19 protein-coding genes are annotated in these 15,506 nt (G+C 66.4%); 7 read left to right on the forward strand and 12 right to left on the reverse strand.

Going from position 1 to position 15,506, the window contains the following annotated elements; genetic code table 11:
* Window positions 1-57: 57 nt before the first annotated feature.
* The 10 genes from glmU to IE158_RS10350 all read right to left on the reverse strand — a co-directional run bounded on the left by glmU (window position 58) and on the right by IE158_RS10350 (window position 9,231).
* On the reverse strand, window positions 58-1,515 hold the full coding sequence (glmU, locus tag IE158_RS10305) for a bifunctional UDP-N-acetylglucosamine diphosphorylase/glucosamine-1-phosphate N-acetyltransferase GlmU (RefSeq protein ID WP_189643623.1): 1,458 nt from the start codon (window positions 1,513-1,515) through the stop codon (window positions 58-60).
* A gap of 242 nt (window positions 1,516-1,757) precedes the next feature.
* A complete protein-coding gene (lgt, locus tag IE158_RS10310) occupies window positions 1,758-2,714 on the reverse strand; it encodes a prolipoprotein diacylglyceryl transferase (protein ID WP_189643624.1) in 957 nt (318 codons plus the stop codon).
* Between the two features lie 136 nt (window positions 2,715-2,850).
* Window positions 2,851-3,339, reverse strand: a complete 489-nt coding sequence (locus IE158_RS10315; RefSeq protein ID WP_189643625.1) for a hypothetical protein — start codon at window positions 3,337-3,339, stop codon at window positions 2,851-2,853.
* A 151-nt stretch (window positions 3,340-3,490) separates the two neighbouring features.
* Window positions 3,491-4,294: a twin-arginine translocase subunit TatC gene (tatC, locus tag IE158_RS10320; RefSeq protein WP_229839060.1), complete on the reverse strand. Its 804-nt coding sequence runs from the start codon at window positions 4,292-4,294 to the stop codon at window positions 3,491-3,493.
* A gap of 4 nt (window positions 4,295-4,298) precedes the next feature.
* Entirely contained in the window at window positions 4,299-4,565 is a 267-nt protein-coding gene (locus IE158_RS10325; protein ID WP_189643626.1) for a twin-arginine translocase TatA/TatE family subunit, read from the reverse strand.
* Window positions 4,566-4,787: 222 nt separating this feature from the next.
* Window positions 4,788-6,005: a polysaccharide deacetylase family protein gene (locus tag IE158_RS10330; RefSeq protein WP_229839061.1), complete on the reverse strand. Its 1,218-nt coding sequence runs from the start codon at window positions 6,003-6,005 to the stop codon at window positions 4,788-4,790.
* Window positions 6,002-7,162 carry an MGDG synthase family glycosyltransferase gene (locus IE158_RS10335; protein WP_189643627.1) on the reverse strand — a complete coding sequence of 387 codons (1,161 nt, stop codon included), beginning with the start codon at window positions 7,160-7,162 and terminating at the stop codon, window positions 6,002-6,004. Before IE158_RS10335 ends, IE158_RS10330 begins: the two co-directional genes overlap by 4 nt.
* A gap of 30 nt (window positions 7,163-7,192) precedes the next feature.
* Window positions 7,193-8,395, reverse strand: a complete 1,203-nt coding sequence (locus IE158_RS10340) for an LptF/LptG family permease (protein ID WP_189643628.1) — start codon at window positions 8,393-8,395, stop codon at window positions 7,193-7,195.
* Window positions 8,396-8,842, reverse strand: a complete 447-nt coding sequence (gene fabZ, locus IE158_RS10345) for a 3-hydroxyacyl-ACP dehydratase FabZ (protein WP_189643629.1) — start codon at window positions 8,840-8,842, stop codon at window positions 8,396-8,398.
* 5 nt (window positions 8,843-8,847) lie between these two features.
* Window positions 8,848-9,231, reverse strand: a complete 384-nt coding sequence (locus IE158_RS10350; RefSeq protein WP_189643630.1) for a hypothetical protein — start codon at window positions 9,229-9,231, stop codon at window positions 8,848-8,850.
* A 75-nt stretch (window positions 9,232-9,306) separates the two neighbouring features.
* Here IE158_RS10350 and IE158_RS10355 point away from each other — a divergent pair, with 75 nt between their 5' ends.
* Window positions 9,307-10,575: a uracil-xanthine permease family protein gene (locus tag IE158_RS10355; RefSeq protein WP_189643631.1), complete on the forward strand. Its 1,269-nt coding sequence runs from the start codon at window positions 9,307-9,309 to the stop codon at window positions 10,573-10,575.
* Window positions 10,572-11,318, forward strand: coding sequence for a metallophosphoesterase family protein (locus tag IE158_RS10360; RefSeq protein WP_189643632.1), 747 nt, complete (start codon window positions 10,572-10,574; stop codon window positions 11,316-11,318). The genes IE158_RS10355 and IE158_RS10360 overlap by 4 nt, the downstream gene beginning before the upstream one ends.
* Before the next feature lie 4 nt (window positions 11,319-11,322).
* Here the strand turns inward: IE158_RS10360 and IE158_RS10365 are convergent, their stop codons facing one another.
* Window positions 11,323-11,859: a YfiT family bacillithiol transferase gene (locus IE158_RS10365; RefSeq protein WP_189643633.1), complete on the reverse strand. Its 537-nt coding sequence runs from the start codon at window positions 11,857-11,859 to the stop codon at window positions 11,323-11,325.
* A gap of 47 nt (window positions 11,860-11,906) precedes the next feature.
* Between IE158_RS10365 and IE158_RS10370 the strand changes: the two genes are divergently transcribed.
* The 4 genes from IE158_RS10370 (at window position 11,907) to IE158_RS10380 (ending at window position 14,338) form a co-directional block, all read left to right on the forward strand.
* A complete protein-coding gene (locus IE158_RS10370) occupies window positions 11,907-12,512 on the forward strand; it encodes a nitroreductase family protein (RefSeq protein ID WP_189643634.1) in 606 nt (201 codons plus the stop codon).
* A gap of 96 nt (window positions 12,513-12,608) precedes the next feature.
* Window positions 12,609-12,887: a MerR family DNA-binding transcriptional regulator gene (locus IE158_RS13605; protein ID WP_229839062.1), complete on the forward strand. Its 279-nt coding sequence runs from the start codon at window positions 12,609-12,611 to the stop codon at window positions 12,885-12,887.
* Entirely contained in the window at window positions 12,791-13,414 is a 624-nt protein-coding gene (locus tag IE158_RS13610; protein WP_373295841.1) for a MerR family transcriptional regulator, read from the forward strand. The genes IE158_RS13605 and IE158_RS13610 overlap by 97 nt, the downstream gene beginning before the upstream one ends.
* Before the next feature lie 66 nt (window positions 13,415-13,480).
* Window positions 13,481-14,338 carry a CPBP family intramembrane glutamic endopeptidase gene (locus tag IE158_RS10380; RefSeq protein WP_229839064.1) on the forward strand — a complete coding sequence of 286 codons (858 nt, stop codon included), beginning with the start codon at window positions 13,481-13,483 and terminating at the stop codon, window positions 14,336-14,338.
* A 138-nt stretch (window positions 14,339-14,476) separates the two neighbouring features.
* On the opposite strand, the gene IE158_RS10385 is transcribed toward IE158_RS10380, so the two are convergent.
* The gene (locus IE158_RS10385) at window positions 14,477-15,034 is read right to left on the reverse strand and encodes a dihydrofolate reductase family protein (RefSeq protein WP_189643635.1); all 558 of its coding nucleotides are present in this window, start codon (window positions 15,032-15,034) and stop codon (window positions 14,477-14,479) included.
* A gap of 69 nt (window positions 15,035-15,103) precedes the next feature.
* Here IE158_RS10385 and IE158_RS10390 point away from each other — a divergent pair, with 69 nt between their 5' ends.
* Window positions 15,104-15,397 carry a hypothetical protein gene (locus IE158_RS10390; protein ID WP_189643636.1) on the forward strand — a complete coding sequence of 98 codons (294 nt, stop codon included), beginning with the start codon at window positions 15,104-15,106 and terminating at the stop codon, window positions 15,395-15,397.
* Window positions 15,398-15,506: the final 109 nt, after the last annotated feature.

Consider the following 15,506-nt stretch of genomic DNA (forward strand, 5'->3'; position numbering starts at 1 on the left):
ACACACATGGAGGGGCGCGAGCTTGTGCTTGCGCCCCTTACACATTTTCCGGTCTTCTCAACCTTTCTTCAGCCAGCCCGACAGCCAGGGCAGCTTCACATCTACCTTCTCGCGCAGGCCGCCCCAGTAGCGCCGGCTCCAGCCTTCCACGTTGCGCTGCTTGCCGCGTGCCACAGCCATCGCGCCTTCGGGCACGTCTTCATGCACAGCACTGCCAGCGGCAATAAAGGCGGCATCGCCCACGCTGCGGGGCGCAATCAGGGTGGAGTTGGAACCGATAAACACGCCCGCGCCCACGCTGGACTGGTGCTTATTCACCCCGTCAAAGTTGGCGACGATGGTCCCCGCGCCCACGTTGGTCTCGGTGCCGATGGTCACGTCGCCCAGGTAGGCGAGGTGCCCGGCCTTGACGCCTCTGTCCAGCCGGGCATTCTTGGTTTCCACAAAGTTGCCGATATGCACCCCCTCGCCCAGCACCGTGCCGGGGCGCAACCGGGCAAACGGCCCCACGTCTGCCCCGGCTCCCACTTCGGCGCTTTCCAGCACACTGTGCGGCTTGATGATGGCCCCAGCCCCGATGCGGCTGTCCCCAACCACCGAGTAAGCCCCAATCACTGCGCCGGACTCAATCACGGTCTGGCCGGTCAGAATCACGCCGGGCTCCAGCAGCACGTCCCGGCTGATCTGTACGGTGTCCTCGATCCGCACGGTGTCCGGGGCCTGAATGGTCACGCCCTCTTTCATCAGGTTCTGGGTGATCCGGCGGCGCATCACGGTTTCGGCGTCGGCCAGCTGGCGGCGGTCATTGGCTCCCATCACCTCGTCGGGGTCACTCAGCTTGAAGGCCCGCACAGCCCCGCCCTCGGCGCGGTACAGCTCCAGCAGATCGGTCAGATAATACTCCTGAGCGGCGTTGTCGTTGCCGATGCGGCGGGCCAGTTCGGGGGCGCGGCGGTCCATCACGTACACGCCGGAGTTGAATTCGCGCACGGCTTTTTCCTCGGCGCTGGCGGCCTTTTCTTCCACAATCCGCTCCACTTCGCCGCCCGCACCCCGAATAATCCGGCCATAGCCGGTAGCGTCGGGCAGTTCGCCGGTCAGCACAGTCATGGCGCTGCCCTCGGCGCGGTGGTCGGCCAGCAGGTCGCGCAGGGTGGCTTCGGAGAGCAGCGGGGTGTCGCCATACAGCACCAGCACGTCGCCGTCACCGCTCAGGCCCTCAGCTCCACACAGGAAGGCGTGGCCGGTGCCCAGCTGCTGATCCTGGCGGGCAAAGGCCACGCCCTCGCCGCCCAGCGCCGCTTCGACCCGTTCGGCCCCGTGGCCCGTCACGACAACAATGCTGCGGGCTCCCAGGTCCTGGGCAGCCTTGACGGCCCAGCCCACCATCGGGCGGCCCGCCACCGGGTGCAGCACTTTGGGCAGGTCGGATTTCATGCGGGTGCCTGCCCCAGCAGCCAGGACAATGACATCAAGAGGGCGGGTTTGAGATGAAGCGGGGTCTGGTGTGGTCATAGAGATTCTCCTTGGGTGAAGTGTCTGATTGGTGACGTGTCTGAGCATGGCCGCTGTGGGCTGCCGGAAAAAGTGCAAATGTTCAGGACTTTACCGTGCAGCGCCGCCAAGAGCAGAGCGGAACGTCCCGGAAGATGCGTCCTTCGCCTGCACCGAAGCCTGGGCCGTGGGGGGATGCCACCAATTGTAACCGCCTGCCGGTGACGTTGCCGTCAGGGCAGGCGGTAGGCAGCGGGGTGAGGTTACTCGCCGCCCCGGGCGCGGGCCTCGGCATGGGTCATGACTTCCCCACCGGCCACTGGCACCGGCTGCGGCTCAGGCTGCGCGGCCAAGCGCCACAACATGTACAGGCTCACCAGCACGATGGGCACGCTGAACACCTGGGTCATGGTCCACAGGCCAATACCGGGCTGGTCCAGACCCTGCTGGAGGTAAGTGTCGAACATCAGTGGATTGAGGCGGAAGGTTTCCTCTACCCCGGCCCGCAGCAGCGAGTACCACAGCCAGAACTGCCAAAAGGCCCAGCCGGGCTTCTTGCTGCGCAGCCAGAAGAAAGACGCGATGAGGAGCGCTGCGCCAATCAGGACACCGTACAGCTGCGTGAAGTGGACCGGGGCCGTCATCACCTGCTGCCCGGCAATGGTCTGGCAATACTGCGAGAGGTCCATCGTGGGGTCAGGGTTGGGGATGCACATGCCGTCATGAAAAGCGCGGGCCGAGTCGGGCCAGCGAAAGCCCACCGGCCAGCCGGTGACGCGGCCCACCGTGTCGGTGCCGTTCATGATGTTGCCTAAGCGCCCGCCGATGATGCCCAGCGCCACACCCGGCGCGGCCAGGTCCAGATAGCGGTAAAAGTTCATGCGGTACTTACGCGTGAACCAGATCGCCGCCAGGATGCCCCCCAGCAGCCCGCCGTGAATAGAAATCCCGCCCTGACGCAGGTTGATGATGTCCAGCAGCCGCTGCGGCATAGGCGTATCGGCAAAGAGGTCCCACGAGGTCGCCACGAACACCAGCCGCGCCCCGATAAAGCCCCATAGCAGCATGGTGTAGATCATGCGCTCGAACAGGTCGGCGTCCAGGCCACGCTCACGCGCCAGCTTGAGGCCGATACTGATCCCCGCCACGATGCCCAGAGTCATCAGTACGCCATACCAGGCGATGGTAAAGCCCCCGATATTTAGAAAAATTGGGTCCATAAGTCCTGAGCAGTGTACGGGTTTTGTGTGAGGGCGGGGGTGAACATGGGGAACGGAACGGTGCGCAAAGCCACCCGCAGCCATGAAGTGCCTCTCCCGATAAGTCGCCAGGTACACGGCAGGGGCAACCAACCACTCAGCCCATTTGCGGGCGGCTTCGCCGTAAACCCGCCGCCCCCACCAGTCCCAGTCCGGCAAGCCCCCACGCCGTCGGATTAGGCCACAGCAGCCCACTTTGCCTTAGGCAGACGCCATTCTCCCCCGCCTGCTCCTCGCAGCGCCGGGAGTAAATCAGTGCCGGGCCAGCCTGCACGGTCATCACATCGCCCCGTGCCAAAAAGGCGTTTTGTACGCGCTCGCCGACTTCCAGCAGCGGCCAGCCCAGCCCCAGCGTCAGCACCAGCGTCCAGAGGTTGACGCGCAGCATCTGCCGCGCCTGCTGACCTTTTTGCCGCATCAGCCACAGAACAAGTGCATTCAGGGCCAGGACACCGAGGACAATGGAATAACTTGGATTGCCGGAGTCAGGGCCGAGCGGGCGTCCCCCACAAAAGAAACTCAGTCCCTGAAGGCCGTAGGCGACACGGTCAGCCGGCTGATACGGGCAGGGACCGCTCTCTGTCATGCTCTCTGCTGCGAAAAGCAAATCCAGGAACGTCACACCTCACAGCAGCAGTGCAGCGAGCAAGGTCAGCACGGCCCAGACGGACATCAAGCGGGAGCGGCGCATGGTGCAAAGATAGTGGCGAACAGTTAAAGCACTCGCCGCCCACCAGCTAAATTCGCACCGGCTCGTCGTCCTCCGGCACCCGCACCTGGAACATCCGCGAGAGAATGATGCTCAGCTCGTACAGCACGTACAGCGGCACCGCCACCAGCAGCATGGTGCCGGGGTCAGGCGTGGGCGTAATCAGCGCCGAGAGAATCAAGATGCCCACCAGCGCGATGCGCCAGCCGGAGCGCAGCAGTTGGTGGTTGATCAGCCCGATGCGGGTGAGCACCACCGCCAGAATCGGCAACTCAAAGGCCAGGCCAAAGGCCACCAGGAACGTGACCACCATACCGATATACTGCGAGACATCCGGCATGGCCTGCACCTGCCCGGCTAGGAAGTCGAGGAAAAAGCGCACCATCGCGGGCAGCACGAACAAATAGCCGAACGTGACGCCCGCTGCGAACGCGGCACCCGCCCCAACGATAAAGGGCACGGCCCAGCGCCGCTCGTGGGCATACAGGCCCGGCGCAATAAAAGCCCACACCTGCGTCAGAATCAGCGGCAGAGCAATGGCGAGGCCAGTCCAGAAGCTGAGGTTGAGCGCCGCCATGAACTGCCCGGTCAGGCTGGTGCTGATCAGCTTGACCTCGCCTGCTTGGAACTGCGCCGAGGCGTTCAGCGGCGCTTGCAGCAGCCCCAGCAGCGGCTCATGCACCCAGAAGGCCAGCCCCATACCTACCGCCAGAAATGCGGCGGACCAAATCAGGCGGGTCCGCAGTTCACCGAGGTGTTCCAGCAGCGTGGCGCTCTGAAGTTCTTCCTGGGGGGCCGTGGGCGTAGGGTCAGGCACAGTTTCAGGGGGCACCCGGTCAGCCCTGACGGTCACGCGGCTCGGCGACAATCTCACGGACCTCTACGCGGGGCAGCTCGGTGGCCTGCACGTCGGTCACGTCGCGGCGCAGCTCAGGATTGAGTGGCACCGCGTCCGGGCCGGGGCGGTTCAGGTCGCGGGTTTCTTCCTTGAATTCCTTGATGCCGCGGCCCAGGCCCTTGCCCAGCTGCGGCAACTTGCTGGCCCCAAACAGCACCAGGATGACGGCGGCGATAATCAGTAGTTCCAGTGGGCCAAATGGCATAGTTTCTCCAGTCTAGCGGGCCAGCGACAGCCTGCTGTCAGGTCCACTCTATCCCCGCTGCATCAAAACACGGGGAAGATGCGTCCATTTCCCCGCTCATACGGATGGCACGCCCTCAACCCATCCGCGCACAGTGCTCCACCCTTCTTGACCGCGCACCCTGACTGGTTTCACCCAGCCTCTGCCGAGCCGCTGCCCAATCGGGCCGGGCTGGGAGCCGCGTCAGCCAAAGCGGCGCAGAAACTCGGCGCGGGGCATGATGCTCAGGACTGGCTGGGATTTGCGGGGCGCGGTGCCGTAGGCGTGGTGCATCAGGTCCGACCAGAGCTTGAGGCGGCGGGCATCCAACGGGGCCAGCGGCACCGAAGCGAAGCCCAGGCGCGCCAGCACCGGCCCATGCACGCTGAGGCAGTAGATGAACTCGGCTTCTTGCAGCTCCGGGCGCTCCCGCCAGTCCTGCGCCACCCAGCCGAATTCGCGCCGGGCGCGCGGAATGAACTGGCGCAGGCCCAAGTCCACCAGCAAAGGGTTGTTCACATGAAATTCCAGGGCTGGCGTGCCGCGAGCAATCACGCCACCGTCCGGCCAGCGCAGCCCCGCCAGCGGGAAAGGCAGCGGTTGCAGCCGAAAGAGTCCCCCGCGCCGGTCCAGTGCCGGGCGAATCCCCAGCTGCGCGTCCAGTCGGCGGTCCAGCCCGGCCATCAAGCGGGCGGGCAGCTCCGGGCGCGTGACCGGCGCAGCATTCAGCTCGCTCAGCGTGACCGAGGAAAACCCGCGCTCCGCCATCTCCCGCAGTATCTCTGGCAGTGCTGTGGGCGTAACCCGCGCCCCAGGGCCGCTGTCGTGCAGCACGATGACCGCCCCACCGTGCAGCTCGCGCCGCACCTTGTCCTGCACCCCCTGCGGCATGGCCCCGCGCGCCCAGTCGCCGCCCTCAATACTCCAGTGAACGGGTGTCAGGCGAGCACGGCGCAGGCCCAGCAGGTTCGCCAGGGTGTAGGCCCCGTGCGGCGGGCGGCCCCAGCGGAGGCGGGAGCCACTCAAGCGTTCCAGCTCGCGGCGGGCCTGAACCGGGTCGCGGTAGGCGTCCCAGGGCAGCCGCGCCCAGGCGTGCCGGTGCCGCGCCGCATGCACACCGATTTCGTGTCCTTCGGCCAGGATGCGGCGCACCAGCTCAGGATGCCGCTGGGCCGTGCCCGACAGCAGAAAGAAGGTGGCCCGCATGTCCGCCGCCGCCAGCGCATCCAGCACGGCGGGGGTGTGCTGCGGGTCGGGGCCGTCATCGAAGGTGAGCGCCACCTGCTCGCCGCTGGCTCGGCCCTGGCGCACGGTGCCCAGCCCCAGCCGCTGCACCAGCAGGTACGGCAGCCCGATGTAGGCGAGCAGCCCAGCAGCAAGGCCACTCAACCAGCGCCCGCCCGGCCAGTGACGGGCTTTCACGCCTCCCACCCCAGACGGGCCAGCAGTTCACCGGCCACCTGCCGGGCCGCGCTGGGGCAGCCCAGGGCGCGGGCAGCGGCAGCAGTCTGGGCGCGGCCCGAAGGGTCAAGCAGGCTCAGTACAGCCCGGCGCAGCTCGTGTGGCGAGCGCGGCCAATACGCTGCGCCGCGCTCCAGCAGGTACTCGGCGTTGTGCTCCTCCTGGCCGGGAATGGGGCGGTAGACCACCAGTGGCACGCCCAACGCCGCAGTCTCCGCCACCGTCATGCCGCCCGCCTTGCCCACCAGCAAGTCCGAACCGGCCAGCAACGTGGCAAAATCGGCGCGGTAGCCCAGGTGGTGAATCTCAGCCCCACCAATGCGCTGCACCCCCGGCGGATGCGGCCCCGCCACCACCAGCACGCGCACCCGCCCCCCCAGGTTGCCCAGGACCGACAGGACTTCATCGAACGCGCTGTACACGCCGCTGCCGCCCGATAGCAGAATCAGCGGCTCGGGCGGGTCTGTGTCCCAGTTCAGAGCGGCCAGCAGGGCGGAGCGGCGCTCGGCATGCCCCAGCTGACTGAGGCGCTCCACCTCCAGCGACACGGGCAGCCCGGTCACGGCCAACCGCTCCGGGGCCATGCCCCAGGCCAGCATCTCGCGGCGGGTGCTCTCGGTGGGTAGCAGAATCAGGTCAGCCTGCGGACGGGCCCAGTGGTGATGTACCCGGTAGTCGGTCAGCACCAGGGCATTGAGAAAGTGCAGGCCCTCGCGCCGCCGCACCGTATCGGCCAGCGCCACCGAGGTCGGAAACGTGCTGACCACCAGCTCTGGCCGCTGCGCCAGCAACTCACGGCGCAGTCCGCTGATGCCCAGCCACTCGAACGACGAGGTCACGATGCGCGGTTCACTCGGTTGGTCGGTCCAGCGGTAAAAAGCATGGTACGCCGCTGGCAGATGCCGCAGCCAAAAGCCGTATACCCCCACGATCAGGGCCCGCTCAGCAGGGGTCAGCATCTTTACTGCGTCCACCTGGGCCAGCCGCAGGCTCACGCGCTCCGCCAGCGCCTGCGCCACCGCGCTGCTTGCCTGATGGTGCCCGCCCCCAAAAGACGCCGAAATCATCAGGGCCGAGTGGGAAGATGAAGAAGCAAGAGGCTGCGCTTCAGGCGACATGGCGCTCCTCCCGTCTTCCCTCCGGCTCGGTCATGCCCGCCTCAACAGCAGCAGTCCGGCCAGCAGCACCGCCACGTTGCCCAGCCAGGGCCAAGCCAGCGCCAGCGGGCCCGTGGCGGAACCGGCCAGGGTCAGCCCCAGCGCCGTGAGCAGGTAGTACGCCAGCGACGCCAGCAGCGCCAGCCCCAGGCTGACACCTAGGCTGCGCCCAAAGCGCAGGGCAAACGGGAGCGCCGCCAACGCCAGCACCAGATTGCCGAATGGGAGCGCCACCTTGCGGCTGAGGGTCAGGGCGGCGTCCTGGCGGTCAGTGGCGTGCGCCTGCGGGTCGTTCAGGGTGGCGGTCAGCTCGTTCCAGCCCTGGTCATCCGCGCCGATGGCGTCAGCGAAGCGGGCCAGCGCCTCTTTGCGCGAGGTGCCGGACTCAATCTCCAACGGCTTTTGCGGGTCGTCTTCCAGGGCCACAGCTGGAAAGACCGAGAGAATCTGCCCGTTCATCTTCTCTGCCTGTTGCCGCAGGGCCAGCAAACTGGCGGCGGGGTCGGCGGTGGTAGCCGGGGCCGGCTGCTGCGTCCCGGCGGCCAGCTCAGCGGCGGCGGCGTAGTTGACGGTGAACGCCTGATAGTCGCTCAGACTGAGCAGGTTGTCCTCGAAGGTGCCCTCGCGCGCGAACACCAGTTCCACCTTGCGGGGATCGTCTTTGCTCCAGCGCTCGGCCCTGACATTCTTCATCCGGCGGGTGGCCGGGTCATAATCGGCCCAGTACACGCTCAACCCGTCTCCCAGGTCCAGCGTGCGCCCGACCATGCTGCTCAGGCCCGAGCCGGTCATCGCGTCCCAGTAGAGGCTGCGGGTTTCTACATTGGCTCTGGGGGCCACCCACAGGCTCAGCCACAGCGACAGCAGTGCCAGCAGCAGCCCGATGACCGCCACTGGCCGCCCGGCTTGGCCCAGCCCAATACCGCCCGACTGCATGGCCACCAGTTCCGAATCGGTATTCAGCCGCCCAAAGGCCACGATGGTCATCAGCACGGCGGCCATGGGCAGCACCTTGACCAGCGTGTCAGGCAATTGGTAGCCAATCCACTGCGCCACCAGCCCCGGGGCCACGCCCTGAAGCCACTGGCTGCTCACGAAGAAATACCCGAACGACAGCAGCGCCGTAAACAGCAACACGCCTGCCAGCAGCGGCGGAATCAGCTCAGAGAGAATGTAGCGGCTGATCCTCGACACTTATTTGGCAACCGCAAACAGAATCGTGGCTTCGGCGGCCACTTCGCCGTCCACCTCGGCGCGGCAGACCGTCTTGCCCAGGCCCCGGCGCAGGAACTCCAGCCGGGCGTACAGGTGCAGCTGGTCACCCGGCACCACTTTGCGCCTAAAGCGTGCGCCTTCTACCCCGGCCAGGTAGCCCACCGTGCCCGCTGGCATCTCGCCGTGCAGGCAGAACATGCTGGCCTGCGCGAGGGCCTCGGTAATCAGCACGCCGGGCATCACCGGCTCCTGCGGAAAGTGCCCTGCGAAAAACGGCTCACCGATGGTCACGTTCTTGAGCGCATGCACTTCACCGTTCTCCACCGACAGCACCCGGTCTACCAGCACGAAGGGGTAACGGTGCGGCAGCGTTTCGAGGACTTCCTTGATCATCAGGGGGGCAGGGGCCGGGGCAGCATCTGTCATGGGTTCTAGTTTACGCCCGTCTCTTCCACCTGGTAGGAGAAGGCGTAGGGCGAGGCCCGCCGCTGCCTGCGGCGAGGCCAGGCCCAGGCCGCCGTGCCCAGCCCCACACTCCCCAGCACCGCCAATCCCAGCGCACGGGCGAACTCGTCCCAGCCAGCGTACTCGGCCCCGAACAGCAGCTGCCCCGCCAGCAGCTCAGCGGCGGAAAAGGTCTCCAGCCACAGCGGCGCTCCGGCCCCCAGCGCGGCGAAGCGGCCCACGCACAGCGCCGCCAGCCCCAGCCCCAGCAGGGCCAGGAGGGCGGCCAGCACGCCGCGCAGCACCCGGCCAGCAGCCTGCAGCAGTGGCCGCGCACCGGAACGAACCGGAACGGAAGTGACAGCGTCCATAAGATTACGTTTCAGCATAGCGCTTGCCGGGGTCTGCGGAGGAGACATTCGCGCTGCCCTACACTCAGGGCTGACATGACCCAGCCTCCGACTCCTCTGCCGGTCCCCCATCCTTCTACCGAACTGCCGCTCCAGCGCAAGCTGGTACTGGGCGTGCAGCATTCCATCGCCATGTTCGGGGCCACCGTGCTGGTGCCGATTCTGGTGGGGCTGCCACCCAGTGTGGCGCTGTTCGCCGCTGGCGTTGCCACCCTGATTTTCCATGCCCTGAGCGGCTGGCGGGTGCCCATCTTCCTGGGCAGTTCGTTTGCGTTTATTGCTCCGACGGCGCTGGTGGTCAAGGAAATGGGCGTGGGCGCGGCGGCGGGCGGCCTGATCGCAGCGGGGGCGATGTACCTGCTGTTCTCGGCGCTGGTGCAGGTGTTCGGCACCCGGCGCATCATGAGCATTTTCCCGCCCATCGTGACCGGGCCGGTGATTATGGTGATTGGCCTGGGCCTGAGCCACGTGGCGGTAGACCAGGCCAAGACGAACTGGCTGCTGGCCCTGATCACCCTGCTGGCCGCCGTGATTGCCAGCATCTACGGGCGGGGCCTGTTCCGCATGATTCCTATCCTGGTGGGCATTGTGGTGGGGTACGCGGCGGCGCTGCTGCTGGGTGCGGTAGACGGCGCGGCCCTGCAAAGAATCAGCGACGCAGCCTGGCTGGGCCTGCCGCCTTTTCACGCCCCCGAACTGAACTGGCAGGCCGTGGCGATTATCGCGCCGGTGGCCGTCGTGACTTTTATTGAGCACATCGGAGACGTGGTGGTCAATGGCCGCGTGGTGGGCCAGAACTTTCTGGAAAAGCCGGGCTTGTCGCGCACCCTGTTTGCCGACGGCATCGCCAACATGACCAGTGCGGCGCTGGGTGGTCCGGCGGCCACCACCTACGCCGAGAACACCGGTGTGCTGGCGCTGACGAAGGTGTATGACCCGGCCATCATCCGCATCGCCGCCGCGTTCGCCATTCTCTTTGGCTGCTCGCCCAAGCTGGCCGCCGTGCTGCAAAGCTTTCCGGCGGCGGTGCTGGGCGGAGTGTCCATCCTGCTGTTCGGCATGATTGCCAGTGTGGGCATCCGCACGCTGAGCGAGGCGCAGATTGACTTTGCCCACTCGCGCAACCTGATTGTGGTCAGCCTGATTCTGGTGCTGGGCCTGGGCGGAGCCGCTTTTCCGGTGCATGTGGGCGGGACCGACCTGGAACTGTCGGGCATGGCGCTGGCCGCACTCGTGGGCATTGCTGCCAACCTGCTGCTGCCCGCCCAGCGTGAGGAGGCGGACGCGGGCACAGGCGCAGTATGAGCGCTGACCTGCGCCTGGCCGTGCTGAGCGACGTTCACGGCAACGCGTTTGCTGCCCAGGCCGTGATTCAGGACATCCGGGCCTGTAGCCCCGACCTGACGGTGAACCTGGGCGACCAGGTGTGGGGCCAGGCCGACCCGCTGCGGGCGCTGGAGCTTCAGCGCGGGCTGGACGCAGTAGAGGTGCGCGGCAACAATGACGAATTACTGGAACGCCCTCTGGATGATCTGCCCGAACACAAGCGCGCACTGGGCAACTGGCTGGCCGCCACGTTGCCCCTGACCGAGCGGAAGCGACTGGCAACCCTGCCCCTGAGGGCCGCGCTGGTCGGCGGCGAAGTCCTGGCCTCGCACGGCACGCCAGCCACGCCCTGGGACAGCCTGCTGCTGCACTTCGACTATGACACCCGGCTGTTTCGTCGCCGCAGTGAGAGTGAACTGTCCGAGCGGCTCCAGGGCTTCGGCGGCCACCGGGTCTACTTGGTCGGCCACATGCACCGGGCTGACACCCGAACGGTGGGCGACACACTTCTGGTCGGGACTGGTCCCGTCAACTGGCCCAACGACGGCGACCGCCGCGCCGCTTGGACCCTGCTGGAACGGCGCGGCGGTCAGTGGCAAGCCGAGCACCGCCGGGTGACTTACGACTGGGACGCAGCAGCCCGCTGGATTCGGGAAAGCGGCGCACCCGAGCAGGGCGAAATAGACCTGATCCTGAATCCGGCCAGCGACGCCTGGGCCTGATTCGTCACCAGCCTCTGCGCTCCCGCAGCGCCGTGATCTGCGCCGTGTGGTGGGCACCGTGCCAGACATACAAGGTCAGGAGTTGCTCCACCGTGCGCGGCCCATCTGCCGGATGCACATAGGGCCGCTGCCAAGCCTGTTCATCCAGGCCCGCCAGCAGATGGACCCAGCGCTGATGCACAGGCGTCAGCAGCTCCAGGCTGACCTGCACGGGCAACCGGCTGTCCGGCAACTCGGCCCACCGCGTTTCGTCGTAGGGTTTGATGACTGGGCACGGCTCGGTCAGGGCCAGCTTGGTCCGCATATAAGCGTTCAAATGACTGTCGGCCACGTGGTGAACCACTTGCCGCACCGTCCAGCCGCCTTCGCGGTATGGGGTGTCCAGTTGGGCTTCATTGAGGCCCGCCACCACCTGCGCAAGTGTGGCGGGCTGGGCAGCCAACGCCTGCACGGCAGCGGCCCTCTGCTCAGCACTCGGCAGGAGATTCTGCGGCGCAGGGCCGATAGGAAAGCGCGGGTCGATCCTCTGCCCAGTGTTCATCTGCCCAGTGTAGGGGCAGCGCAGCCCGTTTATCCCATACTGAGGCCATGAGCACTGACATCCACCCCCCGCTGGACACCGCCACTGCCATTCGTGCGCGCCGCTCGGTGCCTTATGGCCGCCTCAGCGCTGAGCAGCCCGAGTTGCCCGACGCCCTGATCTGGACCCTGCTGGAAGCAGCGCACTGGGCCCCCAGTCACGGCAACACCCAGCCCTGGCGCTTCGGCGTGTTTACTGGCGCAGGCCGAGCGCGGCTGGCCGATGTGCTGGCAGCGTCGCTGGCCGAGCACAAAGGCGTGACCGACGCCGCCGAAGTGGCCGAGCTGCGGGCCACCCAGCAAGAAACACAGGCCAAGGCGCCCGTGTGGATTGTGGTGGCCGCCCAGACGCCAGCCAGCACCAAATTCCCCAGCTACGAAGAGGACTGGGCCGCCGCCGCCGCCATGCAGAACCTGCTGCTGGCCGCCCGCTCGCATGGCCTGGGCAGCAAGTGGATCACCAGTGCGGCCCTGATGCATCCCACCACGCTGCCCGCCCTGGGCTTTGAAGAAGGCTGCCGGCCTATCGGCATGCTGTATCTGGCGCAGGTAGAAGAGTGGCCCGAAGGCCGCCGCGACCCGGTGGCACAGAAAGTGCTTTGGGTGCGCGAGTAACCCTTCAGCCGGGCGGGCTTGACCCTGACGCCGCGTGAGGCTTTAGCGTGGCTCCTGGGCACACTGCCCCAAGAGAACGTCTGAGAACCACTGCCTATGCATGACCCTGCCTCCCCACCTGCCACCGATGCCACGCTGACCGTCAGCGAAGTGGCGGCCCTGAGCGGCGTCAGCGTGCGGGCGCTGCATCACTGGGACGCGCTGGGCCTGCTCTGTCCGGCCAGCCCAGCCGCAGTGACAGCGGCTACCGGCTGTACGGTCAGGGCGACCTCGCCCGGCTGTGGCGCCTCCTGCTGTGGCGGCAGCTGGGCTTCTCGCTGGCCGATATTGCCGGCCTGCTGGACGCCGGGGCCAAAGCCGAAGCGGCAGCACTGACGGCGCAGCGGGCACGCCTGCTGGCCGAGCAAGCTACGCTACAGCGGACCATCGGCGCACTGGACCGCTTTCTTCAGACTTCTCCCGAAAGGAGACTCACCATGCAGACCCAGGAATTCAAAGAGATTTTCGGTGGATTTGATCCGGCCGAATACAGCGCCGAAGCCCAGGCCCGCTGGGGCGAGAGTGACGCTTACGCGCAGAGCCAGGAGCGCACCGCCCGCTACGGCAAAGCCGACTGGCAGACCATCCGCACCGAAATGGACGCGCTGAGCGCCCGTTATCTGGCTGCAAAAAGTGCAGGCCACCCCCCGGCCAGTGCCGAAGCGCAGGCCATCGCTGCCGACCACTGCGCCCATCTGGAGCGCTGGTTTTATGACGCTCCGCCGCAGCTGCTGCGCGGGCTGGCGCAGATGTGGGTAGCCGACGAACGCTTCCGGGCCAACATTGACCGTGCCGATGAAGGGCTGGCCGCTTACCAGAGCGCGGCGATGCTGGCCTGGGCGAACATGGGAGCTCACGAATAGGCGCACAGGACTTTGCAGCCCGCCAGACACAGCAAAGGATTTAGCACGTAAGTGCTATAAAGAGGAATGTCTCAAGCTGCTTCTCCCCGCCCGTGGCTTGGCACAGCAGTCCTGGCCACTGTTGTCCTCGCTTATACGGCAGCGCTCGGCTACGCGGCGCTGAACTACCCCGCCGGGTTTCCGGGCTCGGCGGACCCCGGAGCCGCCGCCGTGCCGCTGTGGGCCATCGTCGGGCCACCGCTGGCGGCAGCGGCATTGGCAGTGGCGCTCCCCTATCAGCCCCAGCGGCTGCCGGTAGAGGCAGGCCAGCCGCGCACCTTGCTCATCACCACGGCGCTGCTGCTGACTCTGGCCCTGGCATTTCCCCTCCTGACCCGCATCACCGAGTCCGATGTCGGGTACATCGCCGCCAAAGTGGCCCTACTGATCGTGCTTCCGCTGCTCGCCGTGCGGCTGCTGCCTGGGGCCATTCGCCTTCCGCGCTCACAGGGTAAGCCCTGGTGGGTGCCGCTCAGCGTGGTGGGCTTCTGGTTCGTCACCTCGCAGCTGGCCCCCTGGAATCCGCGCTTTGACGGCTCAGCGTACGACGCGGCGACCATTGTTGCCGTCGCACTTATTACGGCTGTTACGGCTGGTCTTGGCGAAGAACTGTTCTACCGCCGCTTGCTGCAAAGCCAGCTTGAAGCGCTGCTGGGCGCATGGCCGGGCATTGCACTGGCATCGCTCATCTTCGCGCTGATGCATCTGGGCTCACACGGCTCCGCCGACCTGCTCGACACTCTGGCCCGCATCATCGTCGCTCAGGGGTCGTTTGGCCTTTTCGTCGGCGTGCTGTGGTGGCGCTACCGTTCGCTGGTGTGGCCGGTGGCGGCCCACCTGCTGGTCAACGGCTGGGGCGTGGTGGCCTACTTTCTGGGAGTCTAGGGCCGTTCTCCAAACTACACGAGTAGCGGAACCGAACCGCCGCCCGCTCCGTTTTCCGTCCTGCTTGATGTTTTGTGCTCACTGGGTTCGCCAAAAAGATAAGTACCTTTTTGTTAAATGCTCCAGGGCGTCTGCGCGTCAGTCCTCTTTCCCAGCTGGCCCGCGCTGGCTCTCTATCTCGTAGCGGCTCTGCACCAGCCCACTGGCAAAGCTCTGACTGTCCAGCAGTCTAAGCGGCACATCTTCTTCCAGTGCGCCGAACAGGGGGCGTCCACGCCCCAGCAGCACCGGCACCGTGGTCAGCGTGAGTTCGTCCAGCAGCCCGGCCCGGATGAATTCCTGGATCACTTGTCCGCCATCCACATACACCCGGTGCCTGCCCTCCGCTTCCAGTTGCCGCAGCAGCTCCGGCAGCGGCCCAGCGTGCAGCCGCAGCGGCAAGTGTGCGGGCAGGTCGGCGGGCGTGAGGGTGCGGCTGAGCACCACCACAGGCTTGTCACCGTACGGCCAAGGCGTGAAGCCACGCACCATCTCATACGTATGGCGGCCCATCACCAGCACGTCTATGCCGCCAAAAAACTCAGCGTAGCCGTAGTCGTCGCCGCCTGCCTCCGGCTGGGGCAGCCAGTCCAGCGAGCCGTCTTCGCGGGCGATAAATCCATCCAGGCTGACAGCCAGAAATGCGGCGGTGTGCATCCACCGAGTGTAAAGGCCCGGCACGAATTTCGCATCCAGCGCGGCCTCTTCCTCCCTACACTGGAAGCCATGAACATCACCGAGATTGGCCAGGCGTTTGACGCCTCGTACACCAAGGACCCCCGTGACGGCCTGACCATTCGCCACAGCAGCGAAGAAGGCCAGCTGCGGATTGAGGTGCGCCACCAAGACGCCGACGGCGAACTGCGCGGCTTTGACGTGGTGGTCATGCCTACAGGCGCTGACGAGCGCACGGCCCAGGACTACGGTCAGGCGGCGGCGCAGGTGGTGGAGCAGGAACTGGCCTACGGTCAACTGCCCGCACGCGGCGACGACGGCGAGTTCAAGCGCATCGTGGTCTGAGGGGTTAGACCTCTTTTTGAGTGAGCCTGCCTGCTTGGGGCAGTGGGCAGCTCCCTTTGTTTGGACAAATCTAAATAGAGGCCCAGCTCAGGGGGAATATACCGTGTCA

The sequence above is a fragment of the Deinococcus piscis genome, assembly GCF_014653275.1.
Taxonomy (GTDB): Bacteria; Deinococcota; Deinococci; order Deinococcales; family Deinococcaceae; genus Deinococcus; species Deinococcus piscis.